Source organism: Pseudanabaena sp. FACHB-2040 (assembly GCF_014696715.1).
Taxonomy (GTDB): domain Bacteria; phylum Cyanobacteriota; class Cyanobacteriia; order Phormidesmidales; family Phormidesmidaceae; genus JACVSF01.
Genome location: NZ_JACJQO010000001.1, coordinates 90,067 through 110,786 on the forward strand (window position 1 = coordinate 90,067; position 20,720 = coordinate 110,786).

Here is a 20,720-nt window from a genome sequence, read left to right on the forward strand (position 1 = left end):
AACGGGTGCTGCCTTGGCTTTAAAGATAGTTGGGCGTTAGCCTCACATACCTCTAATAACTACCTTACTGGTTTCTCAATTACCAGTTTTGAGCTGACTGTCATAAAGAAGTCATCAAACATGAGGTTAATCCACTCGTTTATTAAGCTAGGTTACAAATGGCCTTCCCTAAGAATAAAAGACCTTATCAGATCCTGGCAGTTGACGACCTACCCGATAACCTGGCTCTAGCGGAGGCTATCTTGGCCGATGAGGGCTATATCGTTCGCTGTGTAACCAGTGGTGCCGAGGCGCTCAACGTCATGCGACGCGAGCCCCCTGATCTGGTGTTGCTCGACGTGATGATGCCAGATATGGACGGTTACGAGGTGACCCGCCGCATTCGTCAGATGGAGGGGTCGCTACCGTACATTCCAGTCCTGCTAATTACCGCCGACCACCGCTCTAATGTGGTCAAAGGGTTAGACGCTGGGGCTGATGACTTCATCCGTAAACCCGTAGATATCGATGAACTGGTAGCCCGGGTGCGATCGCTCCTACGTCTCAAGCAGAGCATCGACGACCAGCACGAAATGCTGCGCCAGCGCGAAGACTTTGTCACCCGCCTAACCCACGATCTGCGGACGCCTCTAGTGGCAGCTAACCGCATGCTGCAGTTTTGTTTGGACGGGGCCTTTGGAGCCGCTTCCGACGATCTCAAAGCGGCTATGGTCAACCTGCTGCAGAACAACGATAACCTGCTGCAGATGACCAACAATTTGCTGGAAGTCTATCGCCATGAGTCAGGTCACAAGACGCTGACTCTCATTACGTTTAACCTATGGGATTTGGCCCAAAAAGTGATCGCCGAGCTGCAGCCATTAGGCCAGGAACATGGCCTAAGCCTGGAAGTTGTCAGCCTCGATCAAGGCTCTGACGGTCAAGGCCGCAAGGATTACCACGTGCAGGGTGACCAGCTAGAGCTGCGCCGGGTGCTGACTAACCTGATTGGCAATGCCATCAAATTCACAGAAGAGGGTGGCATCACGGTTTCGCTAAGCCATGAGCCTAATCCCACAGCTGAAGGCTCAGGGGCTGGGGCCAGAGTCAAACTCACGGTAGCCGACACAGGGCCTGGCATTACTCCAGAAGATTTACCCCATATCTTTGAATGGTTTAGAGCAGGCAGCCACCGTCGCTCGAATAGCGGGCTAGGGCTACACCTGTCTCGCCGGATCGTCGATATGCATGGTGGTTCTCTAACTGTGGCTTCACAGCACGGTCAGGGTAGTGTCTTTACGCTGCTGCTGCCGGCCACCCAACGAGCTCGAGTTACGTCTACAGGGGAGGAAGAAGAAGAGGAGGGAGAGCAGGTGCTGCAAGCCGGAGCCGCGCAGTAGAGCCTGACTCTAAACAGTCCTCTTAACATCCCACTCATGAGTCGCGGCAGGCATAACCAGCCAGCCAGCGCAAATTGGGCTGAAAACGCTGATTTTTGGCAGTTTTGAACTACCCCTTAGATAGAGGCACCGCCAAAGACAGCATGCAAAGCTAAAAGCTATTGAGGTGGTTGCCCTGCGGTGGGTGAGGGCAGCAGGAAGAGATTTCTTTCACTGGTCACCGGCTTAACTACTGCCTTCTTTTAGAGCTATTCAGACACCCCTGGACGTTTAGAGATTGTTTCAGTATGACCACTGTTCGTGTATCTAAGGACTCCGTACAGTCCTACCTCAAAGAAATCGGTCGCATCTCTATGCTGACTCGTGAGGAAGAGATCAACCTGGGCAAGCAGGTGCAGCAGGCCGTCCAGCTAGAGGATGTAAAAGAATCCTTAGCTGAGACGCTGAATCGGGAACCCAGCTTACAGGAATGGTCAGAGGCAGTTAACTTGCCGGTTGACGATTTGGAACGGATAGTCGGTCGCGGAGAAAGAGCCAAACGCCGCATGGTAGAAGGCAACTTGCGCTTAGTTGTCTCTATTGCAAAGAAGTACACCAAGCGCAATCTAGACCTGATGGACCTGGTGCAGGAAGGAACTATTGGCCTGCAGCGTGGCGTTGAGAAGTTTGACCCAACTAAGGGCTATCGCTTCTCCACTTATGCTTACTGGTGGATTCGTCAGGCGATTACGCGTGCGATCGCAGAAAAAAGCCGCACTATCCGCCTACCCATTCACATCTTTGAAAAGCTCAACAAAATCAAGAAAGCCCAGCGTTCTCTAGCTCAAAAGCTAGGCCGCACGGCAACCCTGCGGGAAGTTGCAGACGAGTTAGATGTGCCTCTCAAACAGGTTCGCAGCTACTTGGATCAGTCTCAGCACCCCATGTCTCTCAACCTGCGCGTAGGCGATAAGCACGACACCGAGTTTGGTGAACTGCTGGAAGATGCTCAAGACAATACTCCAGAGGAATTCGTTGCCCGCTCCACCCTGCAGCAAGACCTGTTTCAGCTCATGGATCGGCTAACGCCCCAACAGAAAGAAGTGTTGACCCTGCGATTTGGTCTAGAAACCGGTCATGGGCTGTCTCTTTCTAAAGTCGGCAAGCGTCTGAATGTAAGCCGAGAAAGAGTCCGCCAAATTGAGCGCGACGCCATCAAGAAACTGCGTCATGCTTCTGGTGAAATGCGCTCTTACCTGGCTATTTGAGTTGCCAACTAACCCAGTTAAATACAGCCTGATAAAGCTCTGCTGTTAGTAAACAGCAGAGCTTTGTAATGTAATAATGCAAAGTCTCAAAACTTGGTTGCAGACGCTCCCGGATGAGAGAAGGCATCTGCAGCGCAACATTTGTTACTCATTCCTAAACTTAGAAGCCCCCTGGCCTTGCAAGGCCAGGGGGCAGGTTCTAGTTCTCTAGTCACACAACAGTATTTAGGCGTTGTAGCCTTCTACCGTGCCGTTGATAGTCTTCCAAGCATCTAAGTTGCCTTGGAGTTCAGCAATCCGAGTAAAGCCTGCCTGCCGCAGCATGTTAGCGGCTTGAGCAGTCTCTTCATCAGAGTTGCCATAGAGGTAGATATCTCGCTCATGCTCTAAGCTAGCGGAGATAGTTTCTACAAATTGCTCGTCCGCAGGCATGCACATAGCCCCTTTGATGTGCTCCTTGCCAAAGGTTTCGCGATCGCGGATATCAATAATCGTCAGAGCAGGCTCGCCCCAGTCTAGCCGCTTTTTCATTTCCCGAGGAGAAGCTTGTGGGCTGAAGGAAGGAGGATGAGGCAGAGGTGCAGTGATCGCCTTCTTAGCCCCGACGACCTGGTCAGAAACGACTTTATTAAGCTGCTCAGAAGTTTCGTTACTCATATTGTTAATCAAAAATTTGGTCGTATACAGGCTAACGACCTCAAGTGCCAACCTCATCTGTCGTGAGAGTGAAGCTTATTCTGTCAGGAGAGAGCGGCTTAAACCTCCTTAAGATCAAGCTTTTGAGGGATGGGAACACTTCTATTCTCGTGTTGGATAGTAAAGACCCTTAATGAATGACTGTCTCCTGCTATTCAGATTTGAATGCGATGTTGAGTCGGTCTTATCACTTTACTTAAAGCAACTGTAGAGAAAACTATGAAATGTTTAATTGCCGTCCTTCCTAACCGTGATCAGGCAGAAGCTGCTGCTAATGCCCTGCGGAGTTCTAAAGTATCTGACGATCACATGTCCATCATTGGCGAAGGCTTTGAAAGCGCAGAATCTTTAGGCGTTATCGAAGCTCCTGCTCAGGCCCGCATCCGCGCCCGTCAGATTTCTTACTGGGTGATGTCGATTGGTTTTATTAGCGCTTTTGCTTTCAATTGGCTAAATGGTATTGAAATCATTCCCAATGCAGCTGGCATCATTAACCACACCCTGGCAGGGCTGCTAGGGGCCGGTGCAGGAGCTTTGATCTCAGCCATTGTCGGTGGCCCTCTGGGTTGGAACAACGGCGGCGACGCTCTGTCTCTGCGCAACCGTTTAGAGGCGGGCAAATATATCTTGTCAGTGCAGGGAGAGCCCGGACAGATGAAAGACGTTAGCCGTGCTCTGAAGCAGTTCAAACCTGAGAAAGTCCAGCTCTTTGAAGTCCCCGCAACAAAGCCTCAAGAGTGGACCAATCGACCCACTGCTTTCCAATAGATCTCTTCCCAACAGATCACTTTTCCTGTGAAAGACTAGTAGATTTCACAGCTAAACCAGATCTATTGAAAAAGGGGTGACGCTCCAGGCGTCACCCCTTTAGTTATTGTCAGCAACCCATATAAATAAAACCGCTGGGAATTTCTGTCTCAGCGGCTATCAACGAAACGATTTGAGGTGCGTGCTTAAAGCATGTAGTCTGGATCGGTCCAGCAACGGGGCAGAGATTCACCTGAGGGGAAAACCAGCTGACTCTTATCAAACTCCATCGGCGGCTGCTCCTCTTGGCCTTCCTGCTGGCGACCCTGTACAGAACTCTTTACAGGATCAAACAGGGGGGCAGGATCAACCAGCTTAATTAGACTGTCAGACTTGGTATCTTTCATGAACATAGTGAAGCTCCTAAGGATTTCAAAAGGACTTTAGAATAGGGTCTTAAGCGGCATCTCGGTCATGCACTCGGGCGGGCGGACTGGTCACTTCGATAGCGCTAAAAGTTTCCAAAATCCGATAGGTATGAGGTGCATCTTTAGGCACAACCCACGAGTCACCAGATTCTAGAATGACCATTTGGTCCTGCAGGTGAAGTTCGGCCCGGCCTGCTAAGACATAGCCCACTGTTTCGTAAGGACGTTGAGTTGCGGGCTTTGCCTCTGAAGGCGCTTCTTCTTGCCAGAGGCGCATGGCTAAATTGATGCCCGAGGCAAGATAAACTTGTCCCATCTCTCCGTGGGGAGAAGTTGCCGAATTTACCTTTTTAACGCTGGTATCAGTCATGAGTTTTGATTAGCCTTAACAACAAAAAACCTGCCAGTTCAGCAAGGAATCCCTGATTGGCAGCAATCCTTGTGAGCTGACAGGCTCTGATTGGTGGGTGGATGTGGTTCTGGAGACATCTTGTCTTTAGGTTATCGAGCCCTCTCGTCAGAAACGTCTGTCGTCTGGTAGAAATGCTGAGCTTAGGGGGTTTAAGATTGCTCCCTTTTGATAGATAACGTTGAGCTACTTTCTTCGTTTAGCTGAAGGTAGAAATAAACCAATAGTTTTGCTGGCTTTTCGGTTGTCAAATTCATAAGTCAGAAAGTAGTCCAAATTCATTTGCGGCCGGGCCAGCCTAGCGTTTTAGGGTAAGTTTTTAAGTAGGTGGTAGTACAGATGGCGAACCAAGAAAACCCGGATCAAATCCGTAAGGCCGCTGACGAAAAAGCGGTTGACCCACAGGACTTAGTCTCCAAAGGTGGTTATCGCAAGCATCCTCGCGAAATTGTTGAGAACCCCGCTGTAACGCCTCAGATGTATGACGGGGTTGAGCCGTCGCGGGCAGGCGAGATTCGGGAAGACCGGGATGAGGATGGGGAAGACGTTAAGTACATTTAGCCGAGCGGATTATGGCCTTTCAACGGATTTTGCTGGCGCTTGATCGCACTGACCAGGCTGAACCAGTTTTTGCCAAGGGGGTTGCGATCGCAGCTGCCCTTGATGCCTCCCTCAGACTGATGCACTGCGTTAGTGATGCCACTGCACTGCCTACTACTGGGCTGGGAGCGGGCGGGAGTTTACCAATGGGTGCTTGGTCCACTTTTGGAGGGGCTGGCCTAGGTTATGACCTGCAAATAGCGCAGCAGGGAGAGGACCAACTGCAGCGCAACCGCGATGTAGCCCAGCAGTGGCTTCAGTCTTTTTACCGGCGGGCAGCCGCAACGGGAATTACTGCGGTCGAGGCCGGCTGCACCGTGGGTGAGCCAAGTCGCTGCATTTGTAAGGTTGCAGCCGATTGGCCTGCCGACCTAATCGTCATGGGCCGGCATGGCCGTAGCGGTCTAGAGGAAGTCTTGATCGGCAGCACCAGCAATTACGTGGTTCATCATGCGCCCTGTACGGTCATGGTGGTGCAGGTACCCTAGCGGCAACCCGATCTGTCGAGGGGCAGATTTCCCCTGCCCAATTGGCCGTTGAAAAGCTAGTATTTCTTTAGAGATCCCTATGGGAAAGGTGCGCTTTATGCCTAGCCCGTTTAGTATTGGGATCTAAAGTACTCAAGAGATACCAAAGTAAACGCCGAATTCAAGAGGAACGTCTTATCGCTAGTAAACAAGAGCAACTCGTTAACCGCCAAATCAAATCACCCCAGGTGTTTTTGATCGATCAAGAGAGCACCAATCACGGCCTGATAGACACGCGCGAAGCCCTGCAAATGGCTCAAGACAACCAGCTCGACTTGGTTGTCGTCTCTCAGGGGAAAGATGCCCCAGTTGCCAAGATCATGGATTTCGGTAAGTTACTGTATCAGCAGAGCAAGCGCCAGAAGCAAAGTGCTCGCCCTTCCGTTAAAGAAGTTAAGTTTCGTCCCAATATTGGTGAGTCTGACTACCGGCTGCGGATTGACCGTGCCGTAGAGTGGCTAGGCAAGGGCGATTCAGTTAAGTTTTTAGTTCGGCTGCGAGGCCGGGAACACCAGCACCGCGATCGGGCTACCGAACTGCTAGAGCGGGTAGTGAATGATCTAAGTACTGCAGGCAAAGTGCAGTCCTTTGATCGGCGCTCGCTAACGCTACTTCTATCTCCTGCGTAAATACGGGTTGCTCAAGCTTTAGCACCTCGTAGAGCGGGCACTATCTGCCTATCTTGGTTTTGCCTGTAGTCACAATTCACTAGCCCCCAGAGGAGATTCCTCTGGGGGCTGGCTTTATGAGGCAATACTTCGGCTGAGCTAGCTCACAACGTTTTCTTTGGTGCACCCAACTTCTACATCTGAAATGAAGACGCAGTTCAGTGTGCCTACCCCTGCAGAAAAGTTGTGGAGGAACTGGTGCCCTTTTGGTTTGAGGAGAGGTTGGCGGTTTTTGAATCAAGCTGCCAGAAACATTTTGAGCGTTCTGCCGTCTTAAGTTCTACGCCAGAAAGTCTACAGCACTCGTCAAGAGGTTTTCTAGTACACCTGATGCGCCACATAACTCAACGCTTTTCCCCAGCTCTCCCCTGGTTTCTGCTAGCTGGAGCCTTTGTTTTCCTTGTGTATCAGATATCGCCCCTACGAGATCCCACCTTTCAGCCCAATAGTGCCAATGCCGGAACGCTGATACCGTGGCTTCAGTTTATTCACGAGCGCGACTGGGTTTTTGGAGCAGGCGTGCTGGCAGCCATCTTTGGGGCGAGGCTTACAGCTGCCGTGTATCATCGGCACCGCCCCGTGCGTCGACAGCGGGGGCTGCGGGGGCTGATGAGCCGCATTGATCTTTTCTCAGTAACCGTATGGCTCGTGCTTTCTGGAGCAATGTGGATGGTGTTTATGGCTTTATTGCTGAGTCAGTTGATCATTGATTAGGGCAAAGGGCAGAGGACAGGGGAGTCTAGGTAAGCTGCGTGACTTCTCAAACAGCCCCTGAAGGGTTGGGATTCAAACAACATTTTCAAACCTCATAAATTCCTCGCTCCCCATCCATTCACCCATCTACCCCGACTCCTACCGCGTTAGCGCCAGCGGCACTTGAGCATTAGTGACCCTACCGTAGTCGAGCTTGATCAGCTGATCAGCGAGGTAGAAGTAGCGATCGTCGTGGGTGATTACCACTACAGTCTTGCCCTGCTCTTTGAGCTTGACCAGAATTTCGGTGTAAAACAATTCCCTGAAAGCCGGTTCTTGGTCGGCTGCCCATTCGTCAAAGATGTAGATGGGCCGATCTTCTAAGTAGGCAGTCAAAAGGGCGAGGCGTTTGCGCTGACCCTGAGAGAGGCGGGTGGTAGAGAGCTGACCGTCTCGCACCTGCACTTTGTGATCCAGATGCAGCTGTTTCAGGTAGCGGCGCACGTCTTGGTCGAGGTTGACCTGATCTAAACCCAGGCAGCGATCAAAGAGGAAGAAGTCAGAGAAGATAGCTGAGATGTGCTGGCGGTACCACTCTCGGTTCTGATCATTGATCGGTGTGCCGCACAGAGAGATGGAGCCGGTTTGGGGCATATAGAGCCCGGTCATGAGCTTGGCTAGGGTAGATTTGCCGCTGCCGTTGCCGCCGATTAAGTAGGTAATCTGTCCGGGTTGAAACGAAAGGTTAATGGGGCCAAGGGTAAAGCCGTGTTCTTCGCCTTCTGGGTGGTAGTGGTAGGTCACCTGCTTTAGCTCCAGATGGCAGACGGGCTGAGTGCTGCGAGGATTGGCGGTGTCGATTTCCTGTTCGTGGGCCAGGGCCAGCCGCATGTGGTCGATCTTGCGGAGGGAGACTTGGCCGCGCAACAGGTCGGGCAGGCGGTGCAGCAGGTTTTGAAAGGGCATGGTCAGATAGGTGATGGTGAGGGCGTAGGTCGCAAGTAGGGGCAGGGGGGTGCTGATGAAGTGAGGAGCAATGAACAGCACGACGCCCAAGGTGACAAAGAGAGAGAGTTGGCCTAGACCATCGGAAAGGGCAAAGATTTTCATCGCATGGCTGTTTTTCTGGCGCAGTCCCCGAATGCTGGTTTCGAGGGTGTGGTTTAGAAAGTCGTCGCGCCGCCGCCGATTGAGCTTGAGTTCTTTGGTGCCCCGTGTAATGGCCTGGAAGTGCTTGAAGAGGTGATCTTCTTCGTCACGTGCGATCGCAAATAGCGCCTGCGCCTTCCGAATCGTCGCCTGAATGCTCCAGACCGCCACCAGCGAAATCAGCACCAGCAGAACAAACATTGGCCCCGACAGCCAGGCCAGGTAAGCCAAACAGCCGCCAATCGTCGCCAGGTCTACGCACAGGTTAGGAAACACCGTCACCGTCCGAGACAGTACCCGCACATCATCAGTCAGGGCTGCCAACAGTCGGTGATCCCCTAGCCGCTCTAGGTGGGGCAGCGGCGACAGCAAAATGTTGCGGCTCAGCGTCAGGCGAAGCTGATAAATTGCATCCTGGGACAGGCTAATCAAAATGAACTGGGAGAGTACGCCAATGCCCAGAGTCATTACCACTAGCACAAAGAAGGGCATCAGGGCTTGGGGTTGGGTGGGCTGACTCACCGCCTGGTTGACCAGGGAGATCAGCCTGGCATTGCAAAGACCGCTGATGAGGCCCAGGAGAACAGCGACCACAATGGTCTGCCAGGAGCGCTTTAACAGAAGCTGAATGTATTGCATGATGTTTGCCTTTTCTGGGGGGATTTGCTCAGGGAAGGAATAGATGAATGTGCCCTGCTAAGAAGGCGGAACCTCCGGAGGCTTTCCTACGCTCCGCATGGGAACGAAGGGTGAGGGAGAATGGGGTTTAGGCCAACTCAAAGAGCACGCCTTCGATGCCTACGCCGGGGGAGAAGGAAAATCCTAGCCCGCGCATTGAGGAGGTAGGGGCTGCTACCCCGCTCCCCTGGCTCAGTGCCTGCCGCCGCTCGCTAGCCATGCGCTCCAGCACAAAAAGAATCGAAGCGCTAAGCATATTGCCGTATTCCCGCAGGACTGCCCAACTCGGTGCAACCTGGCTATCGTCTAGCCCCAGAGCACTCTGTACCTTTTGAATAATGCGAGTACCGCCCGGATGCACAGCCCACAGGTCAATGCTCTCTTGAGTCAAACCCTGGCTCGCCAAGTAGCGCTCAATCACCGGGCCAACTCCGGTCTCAATGTACTCAGGCAACTTAGGGGACAGCTGGCAGGTAATGCCGGTATCATTAACGCCGAGGGTGATGCCGTCCTGGCTGCCTTCGACCAGGTAGCTGAAGTGATCGCGCACCACGATCTGGCCTCGGTCTTTTGCGATCGCAGCGTAGCCCGCTCCCACCACCACAGCAGCGCAGCCATCGCCAAAGATGCTATGAATAATCACGTCATTTAAGTCATCTTCAAACACAGCGTTGATTGAGCTCAGCTCCAAGCACACCACCAGCGCCCGGTTGGCTGGATAGGCCCTGACGTGGTCACAGGCCACCCGCAGCCCATTCATGGCGGCAGCACAGCCCATAAAGTTGACGGTGACACGGGCAATGTTGCGCTTCAGTCCCAGCCGCTCAATGATTTCAGCATCCACACCAGGAGCAATAAATCCGGTGCTAGAGACAAAGACGATCAGCCCAAGGGAGTCTGCTACAGTGGGCGACACGTCAGGCAAGTTAGCTAGGGCTTGACGCACAACCCGTTCAGCCAGAGGAACGGCTTTCTCCTTAAAAACCTGCATCCGCGATTGAATAGAGGCTGCCGACTGCTCAGGCGAAACTGCCTCTTCCGACAGTAGATTAACCGCCAGATGCCGCGTGTCGATGCGGGTATTTTGGTAGATTTTTTCAATGCGGCTGCCGTTTTCCTTGAGCCGGGGCAGGCTAGCAATCAGCTTGGCCGCCTCGGACTGGGGAATCACGTGCTCAGGGGTGCCGGTTGCAATGCTTTCGATAACAGCTACTCGCTGGTGAGCGTTTACTGCAATGCCAGCTGCCAGACGGCTTGCACTGGGCAGAGACTCTAGAGAAGGCAGGGTAACTTGGGCGCGATAAGCTTCAACATTTGAGGGACGCATGGGGGGATTCCTTGTGTGATTTGTGGGGTTTATGTGGATTGAAGTTGAGTAACGGTAGGAGGGTTATCCCAATTCGAGGAAAAAAGTGCTGCGGATGGGGGGGTGGGAGAGTGGATGTGGATGAGTAGTGGCTATCTTGAGAATTGGTAGTGCACTTTGGTTAAAAAATTGGGGCAGCAGGCAGTGTTTGGCTAAGTTAGGGCGTTTGCTAGATTGAGCCCACTCCAATAAAGCCTCGGTAGATGTAGAGCAGGGATGTGCGTAGCGCCTTGGGATTGAGGTGTTCCTGCAGTAGGCTTAGGTTCTCTTCTCGGGCTTGGCGGGAGGGGGTCAGCAGGTAGTAGCGGGCCATAACGGGTAAGCGATCGCAAAAGAAATTCTTCGGCGCGTCCCAGGCCACTCCCAGCTTGGCCGCCTCCTCTCGCACAATCGCCTCACTGGCAATATTGGCAAAGCCGCTCTTTTGAAAGGGCAGAACGTGGTGCACCCGGTGAGGACTCAGCCCAGCAGACAAAAAGCAGTCAATATACTTGTTGCCCACCATGGTCAGGTCATAGGAATTTTGGATCTGCTGCACCGCCCAGTCCTGGCTATCATCCGGGGTCGTCTCAGCGGCATCGTCCTCAAAGTCATGGCTGGCCACAATCATGAACGTGCTGATCCAGAGAGTAAGGACAAATTGAGCTAACCAAGCCAGCCCATCGCCGTGGAGGACAAAGATCAGGCACTCACCGCAGAGAAGGGCTCTCATCGCCCACAGACCCAAGTAGTGGGGCAGCGCCCGCCGCCAATCGCCATAAAGGTTTTGTACCCCAAAGCGAATTCCCAGCAGAGACAGCTCCGTTGCCCGTACAAACATGCCTGTCCAGATGTGGCCCAGCTTGTGCAGCGTATGCAGCGGCACTCGGTAATAGCGGGGCAGATCCATCACCGCCGTAAAGACATTGCGCTTGATGTCCACTTCGCTCTGGGTAAACGGATGGTGCATCAGCGTGTGGCCGTCCATCACCACATGGGCCATCGGCACATAGTTAATGTCAAACACATGGGCAAAAACCTTGTTGAACCGCACCTGAGCCCGGTGGATCAGGTAGTGCCCCGCGCCAGAGAGAGAGATCCGCAGCATCGCCATCAGCGGCGCAAACAGATAGATCGGCATGAACTGAGGCAACCCAAAGCGAATGCCTTCCACCAGCACATAAATCACAGCCAGCAACCCCGTCACCAGATTGAAAAGAAAGTCCATCTGGGCAATCCGGGCCTGCATTTCAGGCGTTTTCAGCCGTACTCGAATTGCGTTGAGTAGCTGACCCTGAGGCTCAAAATTAAACCGGGGCGTATCGCGCCAGCCATCAAAATCAGGCTTAAACAAAAAGGGCGGTGCATCATATTTGGGATGCATGTCTGCAGGAGTGGCGGGCCGTCCTAGCGAATACTTCTTGAGCACTTGCTTGACCTTGGCCGGGTTGCGGTGCAGCACGTTGACCAGCACAGTAATGTCGCGGTTCTTGGTGCGGCCAATGAAAAACTCGCCGCCTGGATGCCGCTTGATGAAATCAGTCAGGTCGTAGGCTTCGCCATCGTAAATCCAGACATTGGGCAAGGGTGGGGGAGGTGCGTCTTGTGAATTGCTAACGACTGAATTTGGGGTGGACAGGTTAACTTGAACAGCGGGAGAGGCTTCTGTGGGTGCTCTTTTGAGAAAGGAGATTACGGCGATCATGATGGGTCCTTGTGTGAGGGGAGTTGGGGATGCGAAGAGGGGGACGCGGAGAGGGGAAAGTTAAGCGGCGAGGGGCTGACGGATGCGAGCGGGTACGGAGTAGAGTGGCTGCAGAGAACGCTCGGCGGGTACCCGGTTGAGGCTGGGGTGGGCCTGTTGCGCGTCGGGTTGGTTCGCTTCGATCTGCTGTAGAATGCTGGAGAGAAGCGTTTCAGCATCCTGCTGCAGCCTGGCGATTTTGTCTTGAACTTCGAGATTGTAGGGCTGAGTGTGGGTAGTCATGGTGGGTTTCTTTAGGGCCTGCGGAACTCCTATGCAGGCTGTTAATACCTAAGGTAAGGCTCGCTATTGAGGCAATCACGTAGGGTTCATGCTGATCGCCCTGCTCCTTTCAGAGGACTTGAGTGGCACCTTTCTGCAAAGGCAGATGCTCTCAGCTCAATTGGCTGGCAAAACTCTAAACGCTGACGGCTAGGAACCGCCACGGCCAAATTTTTTGCCTGTTGGGGAATCAACCTCGCTGTTCAAGCTCACTTTTCTGTCTTTAGCAAGAAACCTCAGCGAGAGGTTTAGCGTTAACGTTTACCAGGGCATTACCGCCAATGTTTGTGGCCCTGTAGCGAGCATTCTCACTGCAACTACCGTTCAATAAGTCGCCGAGCAAAGGAAGTACTATGCCTACTGCTGCACCGGAGCAAGTCTGGCGGATCGTCGAAAACCAGCATCAAAATCCTTTTGAAATTCTGGGTTCGCACCCAATCGAAGAAAACGGCCATCGCCGCTGGGTGGTCCGGGCGTACTTGCCTGATGCCGAGGCTGCCTGGGTGATTCACCCCGAGGAAAGGTCTGAGTACCCAATGCAGCAGACCCACCACCCCCATTTCTTTGAGTGCGAGATTAATACCGAAGAACTGGCCGCCAACTATTTGCTCAAGGTCAAAGAAGGCGAACATGAACGGGTCATGCATGATCCCTACGCTTTTAAGTCACCATTGCTCACTGACTACGACATCTACCTATTCAGTGAAGGCAACCATCACCGTATTTACGAAAAGATGGGGGCACACTTAGCCACCGTTGATGGGGTTGAAGGGGTTTACTTTGCAGTATGGGCCCCCAATGCTCGTAACGTCTCCATCATTGGCGACTTCAATACCTGGGATGGCCGCAAGCACCAGATGCGGCGGATTAATGGCGTCTGGGATTTGTTTATTCCGGGCTTGAGCAACGGCGAAAAATACAAGTACGAGATTAAAAATTGGGAAGGCCATCTCTACTACAAATCCGATCCCTACGGTAACCAGCAGGAGGTACGCCCCGCCACAGCGTCCGTCGTGAACGACCTGGCCTACACCTGGAACGATGCTGAATGGCTGGAGCAGCGGCGGCAGGGTAACCCCCACGAGCAGCCCATTTCTGTCTACGAAGTGCATCTTGGCTCCTGGCTGCATGGCAGCGGCGATACGCCGCCCGAAAATGGCTATGTTGTGGAGGTCTCTGCCAAGCCCGAAGCTCGCTTTCTGACCTACCGGGAACTGGCCGACACCCTAGTTCCCTACGTCAAGAAGCTGGGCTACACCCACGTTGAGGTGATGCCGGTCGCAGAACACCCTTACGATGGTTCCTGGGGCTATCAGGTAGCTGGGTACTACGCCCCTACGTCCCGCTTTGGCACGCCTCAAGATTTCATGTACTTTGTCGATCAGTGCCACCAAAACGGCATCGGCATTATCGTAGACTGGGTGCCCGGCCATTTCCCCAAAGACAGCCATGGACTGGCCTACTTCGATGGCTCTCACCTCTATGAACACGCCGATCCTCGTAAAGGTGAGCATAAAGAGTGGGGTACGCTGATCTTCAACTATGCTCGCCACGAAGTTCGCAACTTTTTGGTTTCCAACGCCCTGTTCTGGTTTGACAAGTATCATATCGACGGCATTCGGGTAGATGCGGTCGCCTCGATGCTCTACCTTGACTACGATCGCAAACAGGGCGAATGGGTTCCTAACCAATACGGTGGTCGGGAAAACCTGGAGGCAGTCGAGTTTTTGCAGCAGCTCAACTACCTGCTGTTTGGCTACTACCCCGGCGTGCTCTCAATTGCTGAGGAGTCTACAGCCTGGGCTAATGTCTCTCGTCCTACTTACATCGGCGGCCTAGGCTTCAACTTCAAGTGGAACATGGGCTGGATGCACGACATCCTCGACTACTTCAATACAGATCCGGTCTACCGCCGCTACCACCAGAACAACATTACTTTCTCTATCTGGTACGCCTACAGCGAAAACTTTATGCTGGCCCTGTCTCACGATGAGGTCGTACACGGCAAGGGCAACCTTTACCAGAAGATGCCGGGCGACCCTTGGCAGAAGTTTGCCAATCTCCGTGCCCTCTATGCCTACATGTTTACCCACCCCGGTAAAAAGACCTTGTTTATGGGGATGGAGTTTGGTCAGACTACTGAGTGGAATAGCTGGCTCGATCTCGACTGGAGCTTGCTCAACCACGAGCCCCACCAGCAGCTGCAAAACTTCATGAGCGAACTCAATGCCCTCTATAGGCGTGAGCCCGCCCTTTACACCGATGACTTTTCAACTAATGGGTTTGAGTGGATCGACTGCAACGATGCCGACAACAGCGTGGTCTCGTTTCTCCGCAAAGATAAGCACTCAGACGAGTTCTTGCTGATCGTCTGCAACTTCACCCCAAACCCTCAATATGACTATTGGATAGGCGTTCCTAAACCAGGCTATTACCGGGAAATTCTCAACAGCGATGCCCAAGACTACGGTGGCAGCAGCGTCGGCAACTATGGGGGCAAAGCTACTCAAGCCTGGGACAACCCTGTCTGGCCTTATGCCCTGAGCTTGACGTTGCCGCCTCTAGGCGTGTTGGTGCTGAAGCTAGAGGCTGAGTAGTCAATTAGGGCGCGTAAAGCGCCCTACCTCAGGCTGCTTCTAGCCAATCAAAAATGCGGTTGAGCTGCTCCAAGGTAACCAGTCCGTACTGCCAAAGCACCATTGGCATTGTGCTGGGGGCCTGCTCTGTCTGACGGAGGGCCAGTGCGATCGCATCTGCCGGAATCGCTAGGTCGCCCTGCAAAAAATCAATCAGCTGACGCTGTTTAGTTGCTGACATAGTTCTTTAAATAGTGAGTATGCTTACCCTGATGGAATCTAGATCGTCGCCTGCCCAGATCATTGCCTGAGTTTAGCGATGAATAACCAGGCCAGTATGCGCCTTTAGATAGAATCACTAACCCCAAAAAATCAGGGGCCTTTGATTTCACGTCAGTTTACGTAAGAAGCTGGCAGTCACAAACTTAATTTAAGGTTTTCTACCAGATTCAGCTGTAAAACCTTCGTAAAGAACCGTCAATCTTTACCCTTAAAGGCTGCCCCAGTTTGCGCCCTAACAACTGACTGAAACAGCATTCCCCCTCCAAGCTGCAGACGTCTCATATTTTTTGCACCAAACCCCGCTCACCTAGACTCAAGTCCAAGGCTGAGCGGGGTTTGGTGCTCAAGCAGCTAATTCTAACTAAGGGTTCCAAGACCTTAGAGTGAGGGGCGGCTGCAAAAGGGACAAAGCCCTTCTGCAAGGACCTTTAAAACCGCCCAGCAGTCCGACAAACCACTACAGACGAGACCCAGGCAATACGGCCTCCTCGCGCTCTACCCTTCGATCAGAGTCTCCTTGGCCCAACAAACGAATTCGGAAGTTTGTGATCACGATATACAGAGTCGGCACCATAAACAGCGTCAAAAAGGTAGCAATCAGCATGCCGCCAAAAACCGCCGTTCCCAGTGATTGACGGCTACCGGCACCTGCCCCTGTCGCCACCACTAGCGGAAAGATGCCGATCAGCGTCGAAATAGCGGTCATCAAAATAGGTCGCAGCCGGTCTTGAGCGGCTTCTACGGCAGCTTTGGTAACCGAGAGCCCCTGTTCCCGCAGCTGGTTGGCAAACTCCACAATCAAAATAGAGTTTTTACTCGCCAAACCAATCAGCATCACCAGCCCAACCTGGCAGTAAACATCGTTCTCCAGCCCTCGTAAAGACTGGGCCAGCAGTGCACCCATGATCGCCAGCGGTACCGCCAACATAATAATCAGCGGGTCAATATAGTTCTCATACTGGGCCGCCAGCACCAGAAAAACAAACACCAGACCCAGGCCAAAGATAATGGTAGCCTGACCACCCGACTCTTTCTCCTCCAGGGACGTTCCGGCCCAGGCGTAACTGAAGCCAGGGGGCAGTTGGGCTGCCAGTTCCTCCATCGCATTGAGCGCATCTCCCGAGCTGTAACCCGGAGCCGCCGAACCCGTAATCTCAATTGAGCGGAACAGGTCAAAGTGGGTAATGGTTTGTGCCCCTGTCTGAGGCGTGACCGTGACCAGACTGCTTAGAGGCACCATTGTCCCCGTTGCCGAGCGGACATAGAGCCGGCTAATGTCTCCCGGATTGGAGCGAAACTGCTGGTCAGCCTGGACATAGACCCGGTAGTTGCGCTGGCCTAGCGTAAAGTCATTGACGTACTGAGAGCCAATCGCTGTTTGCAAGGTGCTGAAAATATCGTTGACAGACACCTGCTGGGCTTGGGCCAAGTTGCGATCAACCTCAATCGAGAGCTTGGGTGTGCTCGCGGCAAAGGTCGTAAAGACTTGCTGCAGAGCAGGAGTCTGGTTAGCCTGCCCAATCATCTGATAGGCCGCCCCTAGCAGTGAGTTCAGATCTGCAGTGCCGCGTTGGTCCTGTAGTTGGAAGGTAAAGCCGCCAAAGGTGCCCAGGCCTTGAATTGGCGGCGGGTTAAGCGGCAGTACCCGAGCCTCGGTGATACCCATAAACTGACCAAAGAGCTGACCAATAATGGCCTGCACTGACTGCTCCGGCCCTGTGCGTTCCTCAAAGGGCTTGAGCGTGGCAAAAATAATGCCGTTGTTAGCGCTGCTGCCGGTAAAGCTGAAGCCAGCGATGGCAAAAGTGCCAATCACCTCTGGTACCTGCAGAATTTGTTGCTCAACTTGGGCAATCACCTTATCGGTATAGTTCAGCGAAACCCCTTCAGGGCCTTGAATCAAAGTAATGAAATAGCCCTGATCTTCTTCAGGCAAAAAGCCAGCGGGCACTCGAGTAAAGAGCAGCCCCGTCAGGCCCAGCGCCAGAATAAACAGGCCAATCACTGCCGCTTTAAAGCGGGTTAGCACGTTGAGCGATCGCTGGTAGCGCCGCTGTGAACCATCCAAAAACCAGTTGAAGCCGTTGAAGAATCCTGCCAGTAGCCCAGGCGGGCGCGTATTGCGCCGCAGCAGCAGGGCAGCAAGGGAGGGAGTCAACGTCAACGCTAGGAAGGTTGAAACCGCGATTGAAAAGGCAATCGTTAGCGCAAACTGCTGATAAAGCGCCCCTGTAGTTCCCGGGAAAAACGCCACCGGAATAAACACAGCCATCAGCACCAGCGAGGTAGCGACTACCGCTCCACTAAGCTCGCGCATCGAATCAATTGCCGCCTGCCTGGGACTCAAATCGCGGGTGTTGATCAGGCGGCTAATGTTTTCCACGACGATGATCGCATCATCGACCACCATCCCGGTGGCCAGGGTCAGGCCAAACAGGGTCAAAGTGTTGATGGAAAAGCCAAACAGCTTGACAAAGATAAAGGTGCCAATCAGAGAGGTTGGAATGGTGATGGCCGGAATGAGGGTGGTGCGCCAGTCTTGCAGGAAGACAAAGATCACCAGCACTACTAGGACAATTGCCTCAATTAGGGTCTTGACTACCTCCTGCATCGACTCTTCGACAAACGTGGTGGTGTCAAACGCAACCTGATACTGCATGCCTGTTGGAAACTGCTCTGACAGCCGCGCCAGTTCTGTTTTGACGGCACGAGCCACCTCTAGCGCATTGCTGCCCGGCAGCTGGCTAATGCCCAAGCCCACCGCATCGTTAGCCCGGAACCGCAGAATCGTACTGTAGTCCTGCGCCCCTAGCTCTACTCGGCCTACATCTCGAAATTGCACCAGCGTTCCGTCGTCTTCGGTTCTGAGCACAATCTGCTCAAACTGAGAGGCATCAGTCAGGCGACTGACGGCTTCTAGGTCTAGCTGGTATTCCTGGTCGGTAGCGTTTGGGGTTTGGCCTAGACGGCCCGCCCCCACCTGCAGGTTTTGCTCGTTTAAGGCCGTAACCACGTCTTGGGTAGTCAGACCCCGGCTGGCTAACCGTTCTGGGTCTATCCACAAACGCATGGCGTAGCGCCGCTCGCCAAACACCTGCACGTCCCCTACCCCGTTCAGCCGCCGCAGGGCGTCCACGATGTAGAGGTCGGCGTAGTTGCTCAGAAATAGAGGCGTGTACTGGTTATTGTCTGAAAATAGGCCAATGGCGAGGAGAAAGCCGCTGGACTGTTTGGTGACAGTGACGCCAGTGCGCTGAACTGGCTCTGGCAACTGGGCCTCGGCCACTGAAAGCTGATTTTGAACGTCAATGGCTGCTAGGTCAATATCGCGACCCGGCTCGAAGGTGACATTAATGGTGCTAAGGCCGCTGTTACTGCTGCTAGAGGAGATGTAGCGCACCCCCTCAATCCCGTTAATCTCTCGCTCCAACAGGTTGGTGACGGAGCTTTCGACCACGTCAGCGCTGGCCCCTGTGTAGTTTGCAGTGACGCTGACTTGGGGTGGGGCAATTTCGGGGTATTGAGCAATCGGTAGGGTGGGAATGACAATCGCCCCCAGCAACAGGATGATGAAGGCACAAACTGTGGCAACAACCGGACGTTTGATAAAAAGTTCAGCAAACATGGCTTTATTAAGGAGGAGTAGAGCCGAGCCGGTAACCGTATCTAGGGAACTCTCTTTTAAGGAGTCGTGGGAGCCCCTGAGCCTGCCTCTGAGGCAGGAGGAACGGGCATAATCGGCACACCGTCAGCCAGGTTTAGCACCCCAGAAACGACGATTTGATCACCCGCTGATAGACCTTCTAGTACCTGATAGTCGTTGCCCTGGATGTTGCCCAACTGCACAGGGCGCTGTTGAGCTACGAGTGTCGGAGGCTGCCCGGCTGGGGGCTGCCCAGCTGGGGGCTGTTCGGCTGAGCCAGGCTGCTGTGGTGGTTGAGCGGTGGGGTCAGGCGGTTCTGCCACAAAGACAAAGGGTTCTCCCGCCAGCCGGGTAATGGCGGTAGCTGGCACCAAAAGTCCAGCCCGCTGATCCCAAATCAGCCGTGCCCGCACAAACTGGCCGTCTCGCAGTTGGCCGCTGGGGTTATCAAAGGTGGCTTCAGCCAGAATGCTTTGAGCACCGCCCTCAACTCGAGGAGCAATAAAGCTGACGACCCCAGTCTGTACAACGTTGCCCTGGTTGTCGGTCAACTCAACCTGCTGCCCTGTTCGCAGCTCAGGGGCCCGCTCTAGAGGCACTGATAGCCGCAGGTTGAGGGACTGGTTGCGGGTGAGGGTGGTGAGAACGTCGCTGTTGGTTACGACACTGCCCACTCTGGCAGGAATATCGCCCACAATGCCGTCAAAGGGCGCAACAATGGTGGCTTCTTGAAGCTGGGCATTAGCCCGATCGGCGTTGGCTTGGGCCTGGGTTACTCCGGCCCTGGCTTCTGCTAGCCCAGCTTCGGCGGCCTGAATGCGGCGATCAATGGCATTGAGCTGTGCGATCGCAGTATCCCTATCCCGCCGGACTTCGTCTAGGGCCTGTTCAGATAGCGCTCCCCGTTCAACCAGGGTAGCGGTGCGCTCAAAGTTCTGCCGCTGCAAATTGACTTCAGCCTCCTGGGCGATCCGATCTGCCTGCGCTGCCTCGACCTGAGACAAGGCGTTGGCTTGGGCGGCGCGGGCCACGCTCACGCTAGCTAAAACGCTAGCCACATCAGCCTGCTGTTGATCGGGCCTGAGCTGCACCAGAGGCGTTCCGGCTGCGACTCGCTCCCCCTGGCTTACGTAAATTTGACTGATCCGTCCCGTGATTTCAGGCCGGATCTCGATCGAATCTGGCGCATCTAGGGAGCCAATAAACTCAGAGAAGTCAATAACTGTGGTTGTTTCCAGCGTTTCTAGCTGCACTGGCATTCCTGGAGGCTGTTGAGCTGCCGCCTGCCCGCCGGGATCGGCTCCTCGTCCCTGCCACCAGCGCCAGCCCAACCCTAGGCCAGTCAGCAACAGTAAGAGCCCCAGTGCCGGCAACCAGCGGCGCTGGGAGCGGGTGGAGGATCTCGGCGGAGGACCCGCCGTTTCTATGTCATACCGGGACGGTTCATCTTGTTGGGTTGCCGGAGAATTTACGTTTGCTGCATCAGACTGCACAGTATTTGTCTCCCAGTTGCGTTTGAGTGCTTGGTAGCCAGGCAGTTGGGGCTAAACTCCACCCTAGCTGTCTCGGTTGAAGGTATCGTTAACAGTGCAATGCACTATCCAGACCGAGCTGACGTGAGCTGGAT

General features: G+C 53.7%; 18 protein-coding genes. 8 read left to right on the forward strand and 10 right to left on the reverse strand.

Annotated elements, in window-relative coordinates; genetic code table 11:
- Positions 1–158 precede the first annotated feature (158 nt).
- Positions 159–1,379 carry a hybrid sensor histidine kinase/response regulator gene (locus tag H6G13_RS00375; protein ID WP_190481010.1) on the forward strand — a complete coding sequence of 407 codons (1,221 nt, stop codon included), beginning with the start codon at positions 159–161 and terminating at the stop codon, positions 1,377–1,379.
- A 287-nt stretch (positions 1,380–1,666) separates the two neighbouring features.
- Positions 1,667–2,626, forward strand: coding sequence for an RNA polymerase sigma factor, RpoD/SigA family (locus tag H6G13_RS00380; RefSeq protein ID WP_190481012.1), 960 nt, complete (start codon positions 1,667–1,669; stop codon positions 2,624–2,626).
- A 225-nt stretch (positions 2,627–2,851) separates the two neighbouring features.
- On the opposite strand, the gene H6G13_RS00385 is transcribed toward H6G13_RS00380, so the two are convergent.
- Positions 2,852–3,283 carry a rhodanese-like domain-containing protein gene (locus H6G13_RS00385; protein ID WP_190481014.1) on the reverse strand — a complete coding sequence of 144 codons (432 nt, stop codon included), beginning with the start codon at positions 3,281–3,283 and terminating at the stop codon, positions 2,852–2,854.
- 258 nt (positions 3,284–3,541) lie between these two features.
- Here H6G13_RS00385 and H6G13_RS00390 point away from each other — a divergent pair, with 258 nt between their 5' ends.
- Positions 3,542–4,090, forward strand: a complete 549-nt coding sequence (locus H6G13_RS00390; protein ID WP_190481016.1) for a hypothetical protein — start codon at positions 3,542–3,544, stop codon at positions 4,088–4,090.
- Between the two features lie 185 nt (positions 4,091–4,275).
- Here H6G13_RS00390 and H6G13_RS00395 read toward each other — a convergent pair whose 3' ends face one another.
- Together H6G13_RS00395 and H6G13_RS00400 are read right to left on the reverse strand one after the other, a co-directional pair.
- On the reverse strand, positions 4,276–4,482 hold the full coding sequence (locus H6G13_RS00395) for an acetyltransferase (protein WP_190481018.1): 207 nt from the start codon (positions 4,480–4,482) through the stop codon (positions 4,276–4,278).
- Positions 4,483–4,525: 43 nt separating this feature from the next.
- A complete protein-coding gene (locus H6G13_RS00400; RefSeq protein ID WP_190481020.1) occupies positions 4,526–4,867 on the reverse strand; it encodes a cupin domain-containing protein in 342 nt (113 codons plus the stop codon).
- A gap of 378 nt (positions 4,868–5,245) precedes the next feature.
- On the opposite strand from H6G13_RS00400, the gene H6G13_RS00405 reads away from it, so the two are divergent.
- The 4 genes from H6G13_RS00405 to H6G13_RS00420 all read left to right on the forward strand — a co-directional run bounded on the left by H6G13_RS00405 (position 5,246) and on the right by H6G13_RS00420 (position 7,415).
- The gene (locus tag H6G13_RS00405) at positions 5,246–5,467 is read left to right on the forward strand and encodes a hypothetical protein (RefSeq protein ID WP_190481022.1); all 222 of its coding nucleotides are present in this window, start codon (positions 5,246–5,248) and stop codon (positions 5,465–5,467) included.
- A gap of 11 nt (positions 5,468–5,478) precedes the next feature.
- Positions 5,479–5,994, forward strand: coding sequence for a universal stress protein (locus H6G13_RS00410; protein WP_190481025.1), 516 nt, complete (start codon positions 5,479–5,481; stop codon positions 5,992–5,994).
- 116 nt (positions 5,995–6,110) lie between these two features.
- Positions 6,111–6,662 carry a translation initiation factor IF-3 gene (infC, locus tag H6G13_RS00415; RefSeq protein WP_199305650.1) on the forward strand — a complete coding sequence of 184 codons (552 nt, stop codon included), beginning with the start codon at positions 6,111–6,113 and terminating at the stop codon, positions 6,660–6,662.
- Between the two features lie 369 nt (positions 6,663–7,031).
- Positions 7,032–7,415 carry a hypothetical protein gene (locus tag H6G13_RS00420; protein WP_190481027.1) on the forward strand — a complete coding sequence of 128 codons (384 nt, stop codon included), beginning with the start codon at positions 7,032–7,034 and terminating at the stop codon, positions 7,413–7,415.
- Positions 7,416–7,553: 138 nt separating this feature from the next.
- On the opposite strand, the gene H6G13_RS00425 is transcribed toward H6G13_RS00420, so the two are convergent.
- The 4 genes from H6G13_RS00425 to H6G13_RS00440 all read right to left on the reverse strand — a co-directional run bounded on the left by H6G13_RS00425 (position 7,554) and on the right by H6G13_RS00440 (position 12,553).
- On the reverse strand, positions 7,554–9,182 hold the full coding sequence (locus H6G13_RS00425; RefSeq protein ID WP_190481029.1) for a cyclic peptide export ABC transporter: 1,629 nt from the start codon (positions 9,180–9,182) through the stop codon (positions 7,554–7,556).
- 127 nt (positions 9,183–9,309) lie between these two features.
- Positions 9,310–10,548: a 3-oxoacyl-[acyl-carrier-protein] synthase III C-terminal domain-containing protein gene (locus tag H6G13_RS00430; protein ID WP_190481031.1), complete on the reverse strand. Its 1,239-nt coding sequence runs from the start codon at positions 10,546–10,548 to the stop codon at positions 9,310–9,312.
- A gap of 208 nt (positions 10,549–10,756) precedes the next feature.
- Positions 10,757–12,271: a cytochrome b5-like heme/steroid binding domain-containing protein gene (locus H6G13_RS00435; protein ID WP_190481033.1), complete on the reverse strand. Its 1,515-nt coding sequence runs from the start codon at positions 12,269–12,271 to the stop codon at positions 10,757–10,759.
- Positions 12,272–12,331: 60 nt separating this feature from the next.
- Positions 12,332–12,553, reverse strand: a complete 222-nt coding sequence (locus H6G13_RS00440; protein WP_190481035.1) for a hypothetical protein — start codon at positions 12,551–12,553, stop codon at positions 12,332–12,334.
- Positions 12,554–12,945: 392 nt separating this feature from the next.
- On the opposite strand from H6G13_RS00440, the gene glgB reads away from it, so the two are divergent.
- Positions 12,946–15,189: a 1,4-alpha-glucan branching protein GlgB gene (gene glgB / locus H6G13_RS00445; protein WP_190481037.1), complete on the forward strand. Its 2,244-nt coding sequence runs from the start codon at positions 12,946–12,948 to the stop codon at positions 15,187–15,189.
- Between the two features lie 28 nt (positions 15,190–15,217).
- On the opposite strand, the gene H6G13_RS00450 is transcribed toward glgB, so the two are convergent.
- The 3 genes from H6G13_RS00450 to H6G13_RS00460 all read right to left on the reverse strand — a co-directional run bounded on the left by H6G13_RS00450 (position 15,218) and on the right by H6G13_RS00460 (position 20,586).
- Positions 15,218–15,409, reverse strand: a complete 192-nt coding sequence (locus H6G13_RS00450; protein WP_190481039.1) for a DUF2949 domain-containing protein — start codon at positions 15,407–15,409, stop codon at positions 15,218–15,220.
- Between the two features lie 498 nt (positions 15,410–15,907).
- Positions 15,908–19,075 (reverse strand): efflux RND transporter permease subunit, encoded by a 3,168-nt coding sequence (locus H6G13_RS00455; protein ID WP_190481041.1) that lies wholly within the window; start codon positions 19,073–19,075, stop codon positions 15,908–15,910.
- Positions 19,076–19,131: 56 nt separating this feature from the next.
- Complete coding sequence (locus tag H6G13_RS00460; RefSeq protein WP_199305651.1) at positions 19,132–20,586, reverse strand: efflux RND transporter periplasmic adaptor subunit; 1,455 nt, start codon at positions 20,584–20,586, stop codon at positions 19,132–19,134.
- Between the last annotated feature and the right edge of the window lie 134 nt (positions 20,587–20,720).

What these genes read in the sequence shown, in the direction of transcription:
- H6G13_RS00420 (WP_190481027.1), top strand. Translation starts at nt 7,032, where the DNA reads ATGCGCCACATAACTCAACGCTTTTCCCCAGCTCTCCCCTGGTTTCTG.
- H6G13_RS00385 (WP_190481014.1), bottom strand. Translation starts at nt 3,283, where the DNA reads ATGAGTAACGAAACTTCTGAGCAGCTTAATAAAGTCGTTTCTGACCAG.
- H6G13_RS00390 (WP_190481016.1), top strand. Translation starts at nt 3,542, where the DNA reads ATGAAATGTTTAATTGCCGTCCTTCCTAACCGTGATCAGGCAGAAGCT.
- H6G13_RS00425 (WP_190481029.1), bottom strand. Translation starts at nt 9,182, where the DNA reads ATGCAATACATTCAGCTTCTGTTAAAGCGCTCCTGGCAGACCATTGTG.
- H6G13_RS00450 (WP_190481039.1), bottom strand. Translation starts at nt 15,409, where the DNA reads ATGTCAGCAACTAAACAGCGTCAGCTGATTGATTTTTTGCAGGGCGAC.
- H6G13_RS00395 (WP_190481018.1), bottom strand. Translation starts at nt 4,482, where the DNA reads ATGTTCATGAAAGATACCAAGTCTGACAGTCTAATTAAGCTGGTTGAT.
- H6G13_RS00455 (WP_190481041.1), bottom strand. Translation starts at nt 19,075, where the DNA reads ATGTTTGCTGAACTTTTTATCAAACGTCCGGTTGTTGCCACAGTTTGT.
- glgB (WP_190481037.1), top strand. Translation starts at nt 12,946, where the DNA reads ATGCCTACTGCTGCACCGGAGCAAGTCTGGCGGATCGTCGAAAACCAG.
- H6G13_RS00400 (WP_190481020.1), bottom strand. Translation starts at nt 4,867, where the DNA reads ATGACTGATACCAGCGTTAAAAAGGTAAATTCGGCAACTTCTCCCCAC.
- H6G13_RS00380 (WP_190481012.1), top strand. Translation starts at nt 1,667, where the DNA reads ATGACCACTGTTCGTGTATCTAAGGACTCCGTACAGTCCTACCTCAAA.
- H6G13_RS00410 (WP_190481025.1), top strand. Translation starts at nt 5,479, where the DNA reads ATGGCCTTTCAACGGATTTTGCTGGCGCTTGATCGCACTGACCAGGCT.
- H6G13_RS00435 (WP_190481033.1), bottom strand. Translation starts at nt 12,271, where the DNA reads ATGATCGCCGTAATCTCCTTTCTCAAAAGAGCACCCACAGAAGCCTCT.
- H6G13_RS00375 (WP_190481010.1), top strand. Translation starts at nt 159, where the DNA reads ATGGCCTTCCCTAAGAATAAAAGACCTTATCAGATCCTGGCAGTTGAC.
- H6G13_RS00430 (WP_190481031.1), bottom strand. Translation starts at nt 10,548, where the DNA reads ATGCGTCCCTCAAATGTTGAAGCTTATCGCGCCCAAGTTACCCTGCCT.
- H6G13_RS00440 (WP_190481035.1), bottom strand. Translation starts at nt 12,553, where the DNA reads ATGACTACCCACACTCAGCCCTACAATCTCGAAGTTCAAGACAAAATC.
- H6G13_RS00405 (WP_190481022.1), top strand. Translation starts at nt 5,246, where the DNA reads ATGGCGAACCAAGAAAACCCGGATCAAATCCGTAAGGCCGCTGACGAA.